At 47.0% G+C, this 14649-nt stretch carries 12 protein-coding genes; 5 read left to right on the forward strand and 7 right to left on the reverse strand.

All coding sequences use genetic code 11. The features are described from left to right. Positions 1–59: 59 nt before the first annotated feature. From AB0763_RS12850 to trxA, 4 genes are all read right to left on the reverse strand, one after another. Complete coding sequence (locus AB0763_RS12850; RefSeq protein ID WP_306102402.1) at positions 60–1223, reverse strand: esterase-like activity of phytase family protein; 1164 nt, start codon at positions 1221–1223, stop codon at positions 60–62. Positions 1224–1411: 188 nt separating this feature from the next. Continuing rightward, positions 1412–2401, reverse strand: coding sequence for a hypothetical protein (locus tag AB0763_RS12855; protein ID WP_306102403.1), 990 nt, complete (start codon positions 2399–2401; stop codon positions 1412–1414). 97 nt (positions 2402–2498) lie between these two features. Beyond that, on the reverse strand, positions 2499–3758 hold the full coding sequence (gene rho / locus AB0763_RS12860; protein ID WP_306102425.1) for a transcription termination factor Rho: 1260 nt from the start codon (positions 3756–3758) through the stop codon (positions 2499–2501). A 199-nt stretch (positions 3759–3957) separates the two neighbouring features. Beyond that, on the reverse strand, positions 3958–4284 hold the full coding sequence (gene trxA, locus AB0763_RS12865) for a thioredoxin TrxA (RefSeq protein WP_306102404.1): 327 nt from the start codon (positions 4282–4284) through the stop codon (positions 3958–3960). Positions 4285–4397: 113 nt separating this feature from the next. Between trxA and rhlB the strand changes: the two genes are divergently transcribed. Further along, complete coding sequence (gene rhlB / locus AB0763_RS12870) at positions 4398–5717, forward strand: ATP-dependent RNA helicase RhlB (RefSeq protein WP_306102405.1); 1320 nt, start codon at positions 4398–4400, stop codon at positions 5715–5717. Between the two features lie 2 nt (positions 5718–5719). Further along, complete coding sequence (gene gppA, locus AB0763_RS12875) at positions 5720–7213, forward strand: guanosine-5'-triphosphate,3'-diphosphate diphosphatase (RefSeq protein ID WP_306102406.1); 1494 nt, start codon at positions 5720–5722, stop codon at positions 7211–7213. Between the two features lie 231 nt (positions 7214–7444). On the opposite strand, the gene AB0763_RS12880 is transcribed toward gppA, so the two are convergent. The 3 genes from AB0763_RS12880 to recQ all read right to left on the reverse strand — a co-directional run bounded on the left by AB0763_RS12880 (position 7445) and on the right by recQ (position 10512). After that, positions 7445–8110: a 7-cyano-7-deazaguanine/7-aminomethyl-7-deazaguanine transporter gene (locus tag AB0763_RS12880; protein WP_306102407.1), complete on the reverse strand. Its 666-nt coding sequence runs from the start codon at positions 8108–8110 to the stop codon at positions 7445–7447. A 212-nt stretch (positions 8111–8322) separates the two neighbouring features. Then, complete coding sequence (locus AB0763_RS12885) at positions 8323–8634, reverse strand: DUF3630 family protein (protein ID WP_306102426.1); 312 nt, start codon at positions 8632–8634, stop codon at positions 8323–8325. Positions 8635–8673: 39 nt separating this feature from the next. Next, positions 8674–10512: an ATP-dependent DNA helicase RecQ gene (gene recQ / locus AB0763_RS12890; protein WP_306102408.1), complete on the reverse strand. Its 1839-nt coding sequence runs from the start codon at positions 10510–10512 to the stop codon at positions 8674–8676. Positions 10513–10689: 177 nt separating this feature from the next. Here recQ and rarD point away from each other — a divergent pair, with 177 nt between their 5' ends. The 3 genes from rarD to ggt all read left to right on the forward strand — a co-directional run bounded on the left by rarD (position 10690) and on the right by ggt (position 14138). Further along, complete coding sequence (gene rarD, locus AB0763_RS12895; RefSeq protein WP_306102409.1) at positions 10690–11610, forward strand: EamA family transporter RarD; 921 nt, start codon at positions 10690–10692, stop codon at positions 11608–11610. Between the two features lie 31 nt (positions 11611–11641). Further along, complete coding sequence (locus AB0763_RS12900) at positions 11642–12316, forward strand: LysE family translocator (protein ID WP_306102410.1); 675 nt, start codon at positions 11642–11644, stop codon at positions 12314–12316. A 70-nt stretch (positions 12317–12386) separates the two neighbouring features. Next, positions 12387–14138, forward strand: coding sequence for a gamma-glutamyltransferase (ggt, locus tag AB0763_RS12905; protein WP_306102411.1), 1752 nt, complete (start codon positions 12387–12389; stop codon positions 14136–14138). Positions 14139–14649 lie beyond the last annotated feature (511 nt).

Here is a 14649-nt window from a genome sequence, read left to right on the forward strand (position 1 = left end):
ACTCGATTGAGATTCATCTCCTTTATTCAGTGGTCGCCTTATCGACCACTGAGAAGTCCTCACTCACCCTTCATCGTCACTGAAAAAGCCAACAACTGCGTCACTTCATGGCGATTAAAGTTATTGTCGGAAATCAAAATCAAGGATGACTTACCATTACTTAAGCGCGGTCCCCATGTGATGCCCTCAATGTTATCGAGCAGCGATAAATCAAGATCATTTAAATTGAGTAATAACGTTTTCTTTACAGCCTGTAATTCAGGCCGATGGGCGACACTGTCTTCTCGGTTGACATTACTTGCCCGCTCAAGGCTGACTTGATAAAGGCGGATGTGATTGTGGTAAGAACCTGACTGACTTTGGATACCCGCTCTCTCGACAAACAGCAGATGACTATCGTCAATTGCAAGAATTTCCGATACGCCATTATCGGCGTGCTTCCCCTTCCCTGGTAAGGCAGGCCAAGCATCGACAGGATAAAGGTATTGGCTGACAATATGCCCTTGTCGATCGTATTTGATTAACCGTGAGTAGCCCCCATGCTCTTCATTAGGGACTGGCCCATCTTGCATGACCGGCGCTTCCATAGCGACAAAGTAAAAATCTTGGCTCGGTGTAAAGCTACTGCCTTCAAAAGTGAGGTTGTCATAATAACCGTGATTGATAGCCGCTTTTATTTGCGGGGCAATGGTCAGTGAGGCCAACCACTGGCCAGAAGGAAAACGCGCATCACGAATAAAAGGCGTTAAGCCCAAAGTGCGGTCCCCTTCACTGGTATATCTCAGTGTTTGTGGTTGCCAGGGGTTAAAGCGAACCGATTCAAAGTCGGCAATGTCACCGTGCTGTTTAAAGGCTTTGGCTCTGGGATAAGGGCTGCCATCAGGCTGCTCAAAGGTGATCATGTCAGAGACTTGAAAATCACCTATATGCGATTTGGTCACCGCAAGCTGACCTAGATACGCCCGCGCTGGGCCGTGTTCGCCGCGATCATCACTGATCACAACCCACTGTTTGGTTTGAGGATTATAATCGATTCCAGACAGTCCCCCAATCGTCACTCCGTCAAACTGAGCTTGGTTGTCAATTCGACTTTCTCCAATCAGTGTCACCGACGCGATTGGCATGTCTTGGTCACGCCCTCCTTCGCCAACATTCACTTGCCCATAAGACAAAGCAGAAACACTACTCAATGACAGAAACAAAGACAAAACACCGGCTTTCATAATCTAGACTCCTTTCAAAAGCAGTCTTTTTATCACACAACTCGCCCATCAAGAAAAAATAAATGCTTTATATTCATGTAGTTAAACAAAACCAAGGTAACAATAAACCAGAATTATAAATGGTGAGTTGTGCTTCTCACCCCCTCGGTATCTCATCACAAAGCCGTGTGAATAATGGCACATTTCCACTAGTACAAGACGTCTTCTATGGCGGCGATATCCACTTGCTTATTGGTATTGATGACTTCTTTTAACCAGTCGACATGGCCTTGTTGAACTAAGGTACGAGCCAGTGCTTGGGCATCGTTGCGGTCCCCCATTTTCTCAACGAGAAACTGACGCACTTGAGGGGTAAGAGGTTGCGTTTTTGCTAACAACTCCAAAGCCAATGGCTTTAGTGAAGGATTGCTTACCGCCGCCATGATCTGCTGCTGAGAAAAAGAAGTATTCCTTTGCGCTAACGCCCTTAACGCCATCTGGCCATATTGATCGGCTCTCATTTTCCACAATAAATCATAGACCTTGCGATCACCACTGGCTTGAGCCAAACGCATGACTAACTCAGAACTGGGCAACCAACGAGTGACCCCCATTGAGGTTAATTGTTGTGCCAGCGAGGCAATGGCATCGGGTGATAGCAGTGATAAGTGCTCTAACAATAAACGACGTCGTGATTGATAGTCGGGGTGTCTGGGGCTCAACCAGTCTTCGAGATCAAGCTCACCTCTTTCTGCCGCCAACACAAAAGACAATCCCTGCTGATTTTTTTTCCATTGCTGAAGTAAGCGATTAGCCACCGCGGGGTAATCGAAAGCCGGCACCGTGTATTCGTAACCATTGCCTTGATATCGAAACTGGTAAGTCGGTGAACGACGAGACTGCTCTTCGATAAACGCCATCATTTGACCATCGAAGATCCACTGTTTTTTCTCAATGGCTTGCAGCAGTTTAAATCGAACGACTTCTTGCTGAGGCAAAGCAATTCTTTGTAGTGAAAAACGCAAAACATCTAAGCGATCTTTGGTAAACTCGCTGAGTAATAATGCCGCTTTTTGATTGACCTGCTCATCGTCGAGCCACCTGTCTATTTCTGCCTGAGATAATTGCTTGGCAACCAGACCTTGAGAAAAACACGCAGTGACGAACAAAAGCAGGTATGCAGACCATCCTTGTTGCATATTTGCTCCTCCTTGTCTTCTTCTCATTGTGAGCCGAAAAGCGAAAAATGCAAACAAAAACGCCGTGCATTGCACGGCGCTTAACAGTCTTTTTTCGTTATTGACGTCGCATGGCGTCAAAGAACTCATCGTTGGTTTTCGTCATGGCCAACTTGTCAATCAAAAACTCCATCGCATCGATTTCCCCCATCGGGTGTACTATCTTGCGCAAGATCCACATTTTCTGTAGTTCATCGGTCTTAGTTAACAATTCTTCACGGCGAGTACCAGAACGGTTAAAGTCGATAGCAGGGAAGACGCGTTTTTCAGCAATTTTGCGGTTGAGGTGCAATTCCATGTTACCAGTACCTTTAAACTCTTCGTAGATAACTTCATCCATTTTAGAGCCGGTATCCACAAGCGCTGTCGCAATGATGGTTAAGCTGCCGCCTTCCTCAACATTTCGCGCTGCACCAAAGAATCGCTTAGGTCGATGTAATGCGTTCGCATCCACACCACCGGTTAACACTTTACCAGAAGAAGGGATCACGGTGTTGTAAGCACGGGCCAAACGGGTAATAGAATCGAGCAAAATAACCACATCTTTTTTGTGCTCAACCAAACGCTTGGCTTTTTCAATGACCATTTCAGCCACTTGAACGTGGCGTGAAGCCGGTTCATCAAAGGTAGAAGCAACCACTTCTCCTTTGACCAAACGCTGCATCTCGGTCACTTCTTCAGGGCGCTCATCGATGAGTAGTACCATCAACTCACACTCAGGGTGGTTGTAAGCGATGCTTTGTGCAATGTTTTGCAACAACATCGTCTTACCAGCTTTTGGCGGCGCAACAATCAAACCGCGCTGGCCTTTACCGATTGGCGATGCCAAATCTAAAACACGTGCGGTAATGTCTTCGGTCGAACCATTACCCCTTTCCATCACCATGCGCTCATTGGCGTGTAACGGCGTCAAGTTTTCAAACAAGATTTTATTGCGCGCGTTATCCGGTCTATCGTGGTTAACGGTATTAACTTTCAATAACGCAAAGTAGCGCTCGCCGTCTTTAGGCGGGCGAATCTTGCCGGCAATCGAGTCACCAGTACGCAGGTTAAAACGACGAATCTGGCTTGGTGACACATAAATATCATCAGGGCCAGCGAGGTAAGAACTGTCTGCACTGCGTAAGAAACCAAAGCCGTCTTGTAAGATCTCAAGAACCCCATCGCCGAAGATGTCTTCACCGCTTTTCGCATGGGCTTTTAAAATTGAGAAGATGATATCTTGCTTTCTAAGACGCGCTAGGTTTTCAAGGCCTAGACTTTCGCCCAATTTAACAAGCTCAGACACGGGTCTGTTCTTCAGTTCTGTCAGGTTCATGGTGGTGGATTCTTGTTTTGTCAAAATATGGTCTGTTTTTTTTAGTGTTAAGATAAATTCGGTCGCAGGGGTGACCAAGAAGAGATTACTGTTCAATTAACGTGCGATAAGTTAGCACTAAATATAATGATAGTCTAGTTCCAGTAAAACAAAACCGTGCAAATTCATATTTACACGGTTTTGTCACACAGTCATCGACTTAAATGTTCGCGTCAAGAAACTCTTTTAGTTGAGTTTTCGATAATGCGCCAACCTTCGTTGCTGCGACACTGCCATTTTTAAACAACAGCAGTGTTGGGATGCCACGAATACCAAACTTAGCTGGCGTATCTGCATTTTGGTCAATGTTTAGCTTGCCGATAGTGAGTTTACCTTCGTATTCTTCCGCGATTTCATCTAAAATCGGGGCAATCATCTTACATGGTCCACACCACTCCGCCCAGAAATCCACAAGAACAGGGCCTGCAGCATTGATAACATCATTATCAAAACCATCATCAGTTAGCTGCACAATATTATCACTCATCTTCCACTCCAATGTGTGTTTTCTGAAACTGATCAGACATCAATCAGTAATTAGATGCTCTATTGGAATGGATTTACTTCCGTATTGCAAGCTTTAGCTGATATTCTATAGCAATGAAAAAGACACATATCACAGAGCAAAAATTCGCCGACTTGGATTTACACCCCCAAGTTATTGAAGGATTGGAGAAAAAAGGATTTATCCATTGTACTCCAATTCAAGCAAAGGCGTTGCCGGTACTGCTCTCCGGCCACGACATCGCAGGCCAGGCCCAAACAGGGACAGGTAAAACGCTCGCGTTTCTTACTGCGACTTTCCATCACTTATTGGTGACACCAGCACCAGAGGGACGAACGCCAACCCAGCCACGTGCCATCATCATGGCGCCAACGCGTGAATTGGCCATTCAAATTTACAATGACTCAAAACCGTTAATCGAAAGTACCGGATTAAAAGCCGCGTTAGCCTACGGCGGCGAAAGCTATGAGAAGCAACAAGCCAAACTCAATGAAGGCGTGGACATTCTCATTGGTACCACCGGTCGTATCATCGATTTCATCAAACAGCGCGTTTTTAACCTCAATACCATTCAAGCCGTCGTGCTCGATGAAGCCGATCGCATGTTCGACCTTGGTTTTATCAAAGACATTCGCTTTTTGTTCCGCCGCATGCCAGAGTCGAAAAGTCGTTTAAACATGCTATTTTCTGCCACCTTGTCCTACCGAGTTCAAGAATTGGCATTTGAACACATGACGGATCCACAACACGTTGAGGTCGAACCGACGCAAAAAACCGGCCACCGCATCCAAGAAGAGCTCTTCTACCCCTCGAACAACGAAAAGATGGCACTGCTGCAAACTTTGATCGAAGAAGAATGGCCTGACCGAGCAATTATTTTTGCCAATACCAAGCACAAGTGTGAAAAAGTGTGGGGACACCTCGACGCTGATAATCACCGTGTTGGTTTGTTGACTGGCGATGTACCACAGAAGAAACGCGAAAAAATTCTCGAGCAGTTCACCAAAGGACAATTAGACATTTTGGTCGCGACAGACGTCGCAGCACGTGGTCTGCATATTCCGCAAGTCACCCATGTCTTTAACTACGACCTTCCTGACGACTGTGAAGATTACGTACACCGTATTGGTCGTACTGGGCGCGCTGGCGAAAGCGGTCACTCAATCAGCTTTGCTTGTGAAGAGTATGCGATAAACCTGCCGGCCATCGAAGAGTACATTGAACACTCAATCCCGGTTTCAGATTACAACTCAGACGCCCTTTTGACTGACTTACCCGCCCCAACGCGTTTGCGTACTAAACCACAACAACGTCGTACTAACACCGGCGGCTCTCGCGGTAATGGTTCTCGCGGCAACAACAACCGCAAACCTCAGCGCAACCGTCAAAGGACTTATAACAAGGGCAAAGAGTAAATATGAATCAAGCGGTTTCTTCTCCCATGTATGCGGCCATTGATTTGGGCTCGAACAGTTTCCATATGTTGATCGTGCGCCATGTTCAAGGCAGCGTGCAAACCATGGCCAAAATTAAGCGCAAAGTTCGCTTAGCGGCTGGCCTCGATGAAGAGAACAATCTCAGCTTAGAGGCGATGCAACGAGGCTGGGATTGCCTCAGTTTATTTGCCGAGCGTTTGCAAGACATACCCAAAGAGAACATTCGCATTGTGGGTACCGCGACGTTGAGAACGGCAAAAAATGTGCACCTTTTTCTTGAAAAGGCCAATCACATTTTGGGCCACTCGATAGAAGTCATACACGGTGAAGAAGAAGCAGCGACCATTTATACCGGTGTAGCCCATACTTCTGGCGGGACTGGGCGGCGTTTAGTGATCGATATTGGCGGTGCCAGTACTGAACTCATTATCGGTCAAGGCTTTGAGTCCACAGCACTCACCAGCCTAAAAATGGGTTGCGTGACTTGGCTTGAGCATTACTTTAAAGACAGGCAACTCAATCAAATCAATTTTGACAATGCCATTGAGGGAGCAAAACAAGTCTTGCGCCCCATTCTTGAGTCGTATCAACAGCTCGGTTGGGAGCACTGTGTCGGCGCCAGCGGCACCGTTCAGGCCTTACAAGAAATCATGTTGGCGCAAGGGATGGATGAAGTCATTACCCTCGCCAAGCTCAAGCGACTGCAAAAACAAGCCATGCTTGCTGACCACTTAGAAGAGCTTGAAATAGACGGACTCACACTTGAGCGCGCCTTAGTATTCCCAAGTGGTTTATCGATATTAATTGCCGTATTTGAGTTATTTGATATTGACTCAATGACGTTAGCCGGTGGCGCCTTGCGCGAAGGGCTCATTTATCAAATGATTGATGAATTGCAACACGAAGACATTCGCCAACGCACCATTCAGAGCCTCCAAGCCCGCTATCAAATTGATGTCAATTATGGCGATCAGGTTGCTAAACTGGCGAAATCTTTGCTACGCGATGTGAACAACAGTGAGTGGCTGATTGAACCCCAAGCAGAAGTGCTGCTTGATACCGTAGCTAAATTGCATGAAATCGGTTTGTCGATCGATTATAAGCAAGGAGGCAAACACGGTGCTTACTTGCTACAACACCTCGACCTACCGGGCTTTACTCGCGCGCAAAAGTTTTTGTTAGGCGAAGTGGTTCGTCGTTACCGCGAGCATTTAAGCTCTTTGCCTGAACAACACGCTCTGTCGGGGAACAGTGCCAAGCGTTTACTGCGCCTGTTGCGCTTAGCGGTATTGCTCAGCCATCGACGTGCTCCAGACTTAGAGCCACAGGTGACCTTGCAGGCCCAGCAAGATAACTTGACGTTAAGCATCGCTCAGGACTGGCTTGACGCCAACCCACTTTCGGCGACGGAACTGGAAATTGAAGCGAACCGCCAAACGGATTTAGGCTGGCCTTTAACGATAAAAAGTCACTAGCCTTGCCTTAATGCTGAGGTGCCAACCTGTTGATAAAGTGAGTGATAACCGGAAAGAAAAGCTTAAAGACGCTCTTTGCTGGAAACATTCAGACTCTGAGTCAATATAAACGGTACTTTTCAGCCCTCGGTGACCCTTAAACACCAAAAGACCCCCAATCATTGGGGGTCTGTTCAAGACTTAATTTTTGCACTTTCTCTCATCAATGCCTGTAATCAGCGTTTGATGTCACTAAGCCAACTGCGGTCGAACCGCTTCTTTGACACTCGTCAGCTTCTTGACCAAGAAGTTAAGCAATACGCCATACAAAGGCACAAATAAGCCCAAGCTAATGATCAATTTAAAGCCGTAATCAACCAGTGCGATCTCTGTCCAGTGCTCAGCCATGAATGGGTCTGGGCTTTGATAAAAGGCAATGGCAAAAAAGGCCAGTGTGTCTAATGCATTGCCGAATAAGGTTGATGCCGTCGGCGCAATCCACCATTGGCGAAGCTTTCTCAAGCGATTGAATACATTGATATCGAGTATTTGCCCCAACAAATAGGCCATAAAACTGGCTAACGCAATTCTCGCGACGAACGTATTCCACTCGCCGAGCGCCCCGAGCCCGGCGTAACTGCCGTTCATAAACACGACCGACACCAGATAGGAAATAACCAACGCAGGGATCATGACCCAAAAAATGATCCGGCGCGCCAATGCCGAGCCAAAGATCCTCACGGTTAAATCGGTTGCCAAGAAAATAAACGGAAACGTAAAGGCGCCCCATGTGGTGTGGAAGCCATACACGGTAAAGGGAATTTGTACAAGGTAGTTACTTGAAGCGATAACAAGTAAATGAAACAGGGTAAGGTAGCCCAAGGCTTTGCGCTGCTGCGCAGGAGTAAACGTCGACATATTGTGACCTTTTTGGTTTGGTTTGGGGGTGAGGGAACCCAAATGAACAAGTAAATGAAAATTACTTAACGCTTAGCGTGCCAACCACACCGCAGTGAGAAATCGCTGCCAGGGAGGAAAACGCCAATCTATGTCACTACACAATGTAGTGAGGCGGGGATTATACAAAAATCTAAGCCTAGTGCAATGCTTGGTTTTTGAGCAATCGATTGCTAGACCACTAAGTGAAATCCACGCTCAAACAACTGCGCTAAATAGTCCATCACCGCTTGCGACTGCACAGGATCAATAGGTTCAAGCCAGACCGCTTCGCTGTAATGCTCGGCCTTGAGCAATAAACGGCAATCTTCAAAGTCAATGAGCCAGCTGTGTAAGTCGCCATCGAGTTGGGCTTCAATCAGCGTAGCCGGTAATTGGGCAAGTAACACTTCGCCCCACTGCGGGAAGCGATCAAAGTCAAATTCAGACAGCGACAATACCACAGAGCACGGCGCTAGCTGATAGCGTTCTAAACCAAAATGAATGGAAGGCACAGTATTCAATACTCCTAAGTTCCTCGATGGCTAAATGGATGACGTTAAATGCGCTTGGATTAAATCGAGGAAAGGGTCGGCGTACTTCTCTAATTTTCTTTGTCCAACCCCACTCACCGCCAGCATTTCACCATAGGAAGTCGGCAACACTTCAGCCATATCAATTAAGGTCGCATCGTTAAACACGACGTAAGGCGGCAGCCCTTCTTCATCAGCAATTGATTTTCGCAGTTTGCGCAATTTCGCAAACAACTTCTTGTCGTAGTTTTTGCTCGACAATTTATCGGCTTTGGCTGAGCGGGCAACCACGTTTAACCTAGGGACAGCCAGGTCCACCGGGGCTTCACCACGTAAGATTGGCCTCGCTTCTTCTGTTAACTGCAGGGTCGAGTTTCGAGTAATATTTTGCTGCAGTAAGCCTTTGTGGATCAATTGACGAAAGATACTGACCCAATAATCATGGCTGTAATCTTTACCAAGGCCGTAAGTAGAGATTTTATCGTGACCGTTTTCCCGGACGCGGATATTTTGCATCCCGCGTAGCACCTCGACCACATAGCCAATACCAAAGCTTTGGTTGACGCGATACACGCATGATAGTGCTTTTCTCACTTGCTCTGTCGCATCAAAGTGCTTAGGCGGGTCCAAACAAACATCACAATTGCCACATGGCTCATGGCGATACTCACCAAAATAGTTCAGCAACACTTGTCGGCGGCAAGTTTGCGCTTCGGCAAAGGCGCCCATGGCATTGAGCTTGTGGCTTTCCACTTGCTTTTGAGGGCCGTCTTCTTTTTCGTCGAGAATACGCCTTAACCAACTCATATCCGCTGGGTCATACAACATCATGGCTTCGGCCGGCAAACCATCTCGCCCGGCGCGCCCTGTCTCTTGATAATAGGATTCGATGTTACGCGGAATATCGAAGTGGATAACAAAGCGTACATTGGGCTTATTAATCCCCATTCCAAAAGCAACAGTAGCAACCACAATTTGAATGTCGTCTTTTTGAAAGGCTTCTTGAACATATTCACGCTCATCCGTTTCCATACCAGCGTGATACCCTGCCGCTCGGATGTGGTTTTGACACAGTTTTTCGGTCAGCATTTCGACTTTTTTACGACTGCCACAGTAAATAATGCCACTTTGACCTGACTGAGAGGCCAAGAAGCGAATGACTTGCGCCACCGGTTTGTGCTTTTCTACCAGGTTATAGTGAATATTGGGGCGATCAAAACTGCCCATATGCACATGAGGGTCCGTCAATTGTAAGCGGTGTAAAATATCTTGCCGAGTGGCTTCGTCCGCTGTTGCAGTTAATGCCATAAAGGGAACGTGCGGAAAATGCTCTTTAAGTAAACCAAGTTGTGCGTACTCTCGGCGAAAATCATGCCCCCACTGTGAAATACAATGCGCTTCATCAACCGCGACCATGGCAAGCGGCCAATCGGCCAAACGCGACAAAAAATCTTGGCCAAGTACACGCTCAGGTGAAACATACAACAAAGACAGTTGCCCAGATTCAGCTTTTTGAAACACATCGACTAACGATTCTCGACTCATGGTGGAATTGACGCACTGCGCCGCGACACCATGGGCCTTGAGTTGGTCGACTTGATCTTTCATCAATGAAATCAAGGGTGAAATCACTAAGGTCAGGCCGTTTTTAATCAAGGCTGGAATTTGATAACACAGTGATTTTCCTCCCCCTGTCGGCATAATCACTAAACTGTCTTGATTCTCTAAGGCAGCGTCGATGACTTGCTGTTGACCAGGGCGAAACGAAGCGTAACCAAACACTCGCTGTAAAACGCTTTGTGGTTCTACGTCTTGGTCATCAATCATCGCGTCGGAAAGTGCAGAGGTCATACGGTATCTCTATGTTTCGGATCCAAATTGATTGGGATCTTCGTTATTGGTAACTCGGTTGCGGCGCTACATTGTAGAGGGGAACGGCGGCGAATAAAACCGCAAATTATTAGGTGAATGACTATTCGGGTTTTATACTACTTCATTTGCACATTCATATTCGAGTTGACGGTTTCGATGAATCTACCGAGTGACAACACTACCCGCATAGGTATTACACTTGCGCTTTGCGCCTACTTTATCTGGGGTATTGCACCTATTTATTTTAAATTCTTAGCTGGCGTGTCGCCATTTGCGATTTTGAGTCATCGCGTGCTTTGGTCTTTTTTCTTTCTCGCTCTGATCATACACCTCAAACAGCAATGGCCACAGACGCGACAAGCCTTCGCAGACCGTCGTACTCGCTATCGATTACTGGCCACCTCACTGCTCATCGCGTCTAATTGGTTGATTTTCATCTGGGCTGTCAACGCCAATCACATGCTAGACGCAAGCTTAGGCTACTTCATCAATCCCCTACTTAGCGTGGTGCTAGGCTTGCTCTTTCTACAAGAGCGCTTAAGGCCGAGGCAATGGTTTGCTGTTTTTCTCGCTGCCATTGGCGTGATGATTCAATTGATCCTCTTTGGCTCCATTCCATGGGTTGCCATCGCATTGGCCTGCACATTTGGTTTCTACGGCCTGTTGAGAAAAAAATTGGCCATAAACGCCCAAATTGGTTTGTTTATTGAAACCCTGCTCTTGATGCCCGTTGCCCTTATTTTCTTATTGTTCTTCGCGCCGAACTCGGTTTTACAATGGACGGACAGCACGCTGATCACTTGGCTATTTTTACTGTCCGCTGGCGTGATAACCACGGTGCCACTACTGTGCTTTAACGGTGCGGCCACCCATTTACGACTGTCAACCCTGGGCTTTTTTCAATACGTAGGGCCAACCCTGATGTTTATTTTGGCCACCGCGGTCTATGGCGAGCCCCTCACCGATGGCAAACTGGTGACCTTTGCCTTTATTTGGGCAGCGTTAATTCTTTTTTGTTTAGACGCTTGGTACAACCATCGAAAACAGCGACTGATTACGCCAAAGGCGATCAACTAACCCAACGATTGTAACGATTAGACGGAGATTTATGACTACTCTAGCTTCATCACTACTGACTTTATGTCTCGTCCACCTCATTGGATTAATGAGCCCCGGACCGGACTTTGCCCTCGTCACCCAATACACAGCGCGTTATGGACGTATAACCGGACTCATTATCGCTGTAGGGTTAGCGGTCGGCATTGGTGTTCACACCTTATTGAGCCTGTTTGGCATTAGTTTGTTTATTCAACACAGTCCACAACTCTTTTCTATCGTGCAATTACTCGGTGGCAGCTATTTACTTTGGTTGGCTTATAAAAGCTTAAGTGGCTTAATCAAAACTCGCACCATGGCCAATACCTCTTGCGAGCAAAACCCCACCCACTTAACTATCGAAGCGACCACCCTATCGATGCCTAAAGCCTTTTTTACTGGTGTCATGACAAACTTGTTTAACCCCAAAGCCTTGGTGTTTTTTGTCAGTTTATTTACCTCTTTATTGCCAGGTCACATGAGCTTGGGCTTAAAAGGCATGATTTGGTTTTTAATGGTGAGCTTGGCGTTTTTGTGGTTTGGTTTAGTGGCTTTTTCATTATCATTTGCCAAAATGGAACGACACTTAAAGAAATATTCACCCGTCATCGACGCGATCTGCGGCGTATTATTTTTGTTCGTCGGCGGCACTATCTTGTCTCAGCTTTTTCTAAACCATTCAATTTAAAGTCTATTTCTAACGCCAACTATGCATTAAATATGATATAAGTACCTCTTCATTCAAAGGAGGTACTACAATGCAATGGAAACGCCATCTACTCACGACGCTTACCTTATCTGCCCTTGCTGCACACAGCGTCGCTGAGCAAGTTACCGACCAAGTCGCCCCTGAAGACGCAACCGGCGTCATTGACAAACAACTCGTAAAAAGCAAACACTGGATGGTCACTGCGGCTAACCCGCATGCGAGTGATGCCGGGGCTCGAGTACTGGCTCAAGGCGGCAACGCGGTCGACGCTATGATCGCCGTTCAACTGACACTTGGCTTGGTCGAACCACAGTCATCAGGTATTGGCGGTGGCGCCTTTATGATGTATTGGGATGCCAAGAAGAACAAGTTGGTCAGCTATGACGCTCGTGAAACTGCACCAATGGCCGTGACCCCTCAGTTGTTTCTCGACGATGAAGGGCAACCGCTGCAGTTTTATGATGCCGTTGTCGGCGGCCGCTCGGTCGGCACCCCTGGCACGGTTAAGCTGATGTGGGACATGCACCAGCAATATGGCAAACTCGCTTGGGATAAAATCATTGAACCCGTCGCCAAATTAGCAGAACAAGGCTTTATCATCAGCCCGCGTTTGGCCTCTTTGATTGCCGGAGATGTGGAAAAACTCAAACGCTTCCCAGCAACGGCGGCTTACTTGTTAAACCCCGATGGCAGCCCGAAAACAGCGGGAACCTTGCTTAAAAACCCGGGTTATGCGGCGACCTTAAGACGTATTGTCGACCAAGGAGCCGATGGCTTTTATCGAGGTACAACCGCGCAAAATATCGTCGATACGGTTAACAATGCCAAGGGCAACCCCGGAGTATTAAGTCTCAATGACTTGGCTCACTACCAAGTCAAACAACGCGACCCTGTTTGTGTCGATTACCATGGTAAACAGGTCTGCGGTATGGGCTTGCCTAGCTCTGGTGGTCTCACCATAGGTCAAATTCTCTCTTTTACGTCTCACTTTGACCTCAAACAATGGGGCCCCAATGATCCGCGCTCATGGCAAGTACTCGCTGATGCCTCTCAACTCGCCTTTGCTGATCGTGGCTTGTATATGGCGGACACCGATTTTGTGCCTGTGCCCGTTTCCGGTTTACTGGATCAAAATTACCTTAAAGAGCGCGCTGAATTAATTGAACCGGGTAAAGCCCTAACTAAGGTAGCGGCGGGCAATCCGCCTTGGGATCATGCGTTAAACTATCAACCCGATGAAGCTATAGAGCTCCCCTGTACTAGTCACTTTAATATCGTCGACAGTGACGGTAATGTGATTTCGATGACCACGTCTATCGAAAACGTGTTTGGCTCACGCTTGTTCGTCGATGGCTTCTTCTTAAACAACGAACTCACCGACTTCTCTTTCCGCACTCAAGTCGACGGTCAACCGATTGCCAACCGAGTCGAACCAGGTAAGCGACCGCGCTCGTCGATGTCACCGACCATCGTACTTGAAGACAATAAACCCTACCTAGCCATTGGTTCTCCAGGCGGTAGTCGGATTATTGGCTATGTTGCTCAATCGCTTATTGCCCACCTCGATTGGGGAATGGACATACAACAAGCGGTGAGTATGCCGCACGTACTCAACCGTTTTGGTACCGTGGATCTCGAAGCCGGTACCAAGGCCACTCAATGGCAAGTCCCGATGGAGAAAATGGGCTTCGATGTCTCTGTTAGAGATCTCAATTCAGGCTTACATGCCATTCGTTTAACCCCTAACGGCCTAGAAGGTGCCGCAGACCCTCGTCGTGAAGGGACAGCGATTGGGCAGTAATTGGGTTAGTTTCCCCACCCCTTTGTAAGAGATCTCTCACATAGGGGTGAGTTTTCTACTCATTTAGTAGTAAGAGCAAATTATGCCAACAAATAAGTAATTGATTTTAAAGTTGTTATTAATTTTGTTTATTATCTCTTATCAAATCTTTGAAGTTGATCGATTGTTTAAATTATCGGGTCGGGTAATATCTACTTCGTCAAACGGAGACTGACATGGAATGGTTTCAGGATGAAACAGGTTACTATGGATAAGTAATCACCATGGAAGAAATGGAACAAGAATGGATGCTTATCGTTACTAGGATGGTAATGATTACGGATAGCTTGGACCCCTCTGGAGAGGCAGGATTAGCATTAGGATGATGCAATGGACACCACTAAAGGAACAGTGATGTTGCCCAGTTAGGATAACTGGTTACACGGAAAGTTAGGACACCGCTAGGAAGGCGACGTAAGGACTACGCTGAAGGAATCAGCACACTATCACGGAATGATGCATGGAGCACCTT

Origin of the sequence: Vibrio sp. HB236076, from assembly GCF_040957575.1 — a bacterium.
Lineage (GTDB): Bacteria > Pseudomonadota > Gammaproteobacteria > Enterobacterales > Vibrionaceae > Vibrio.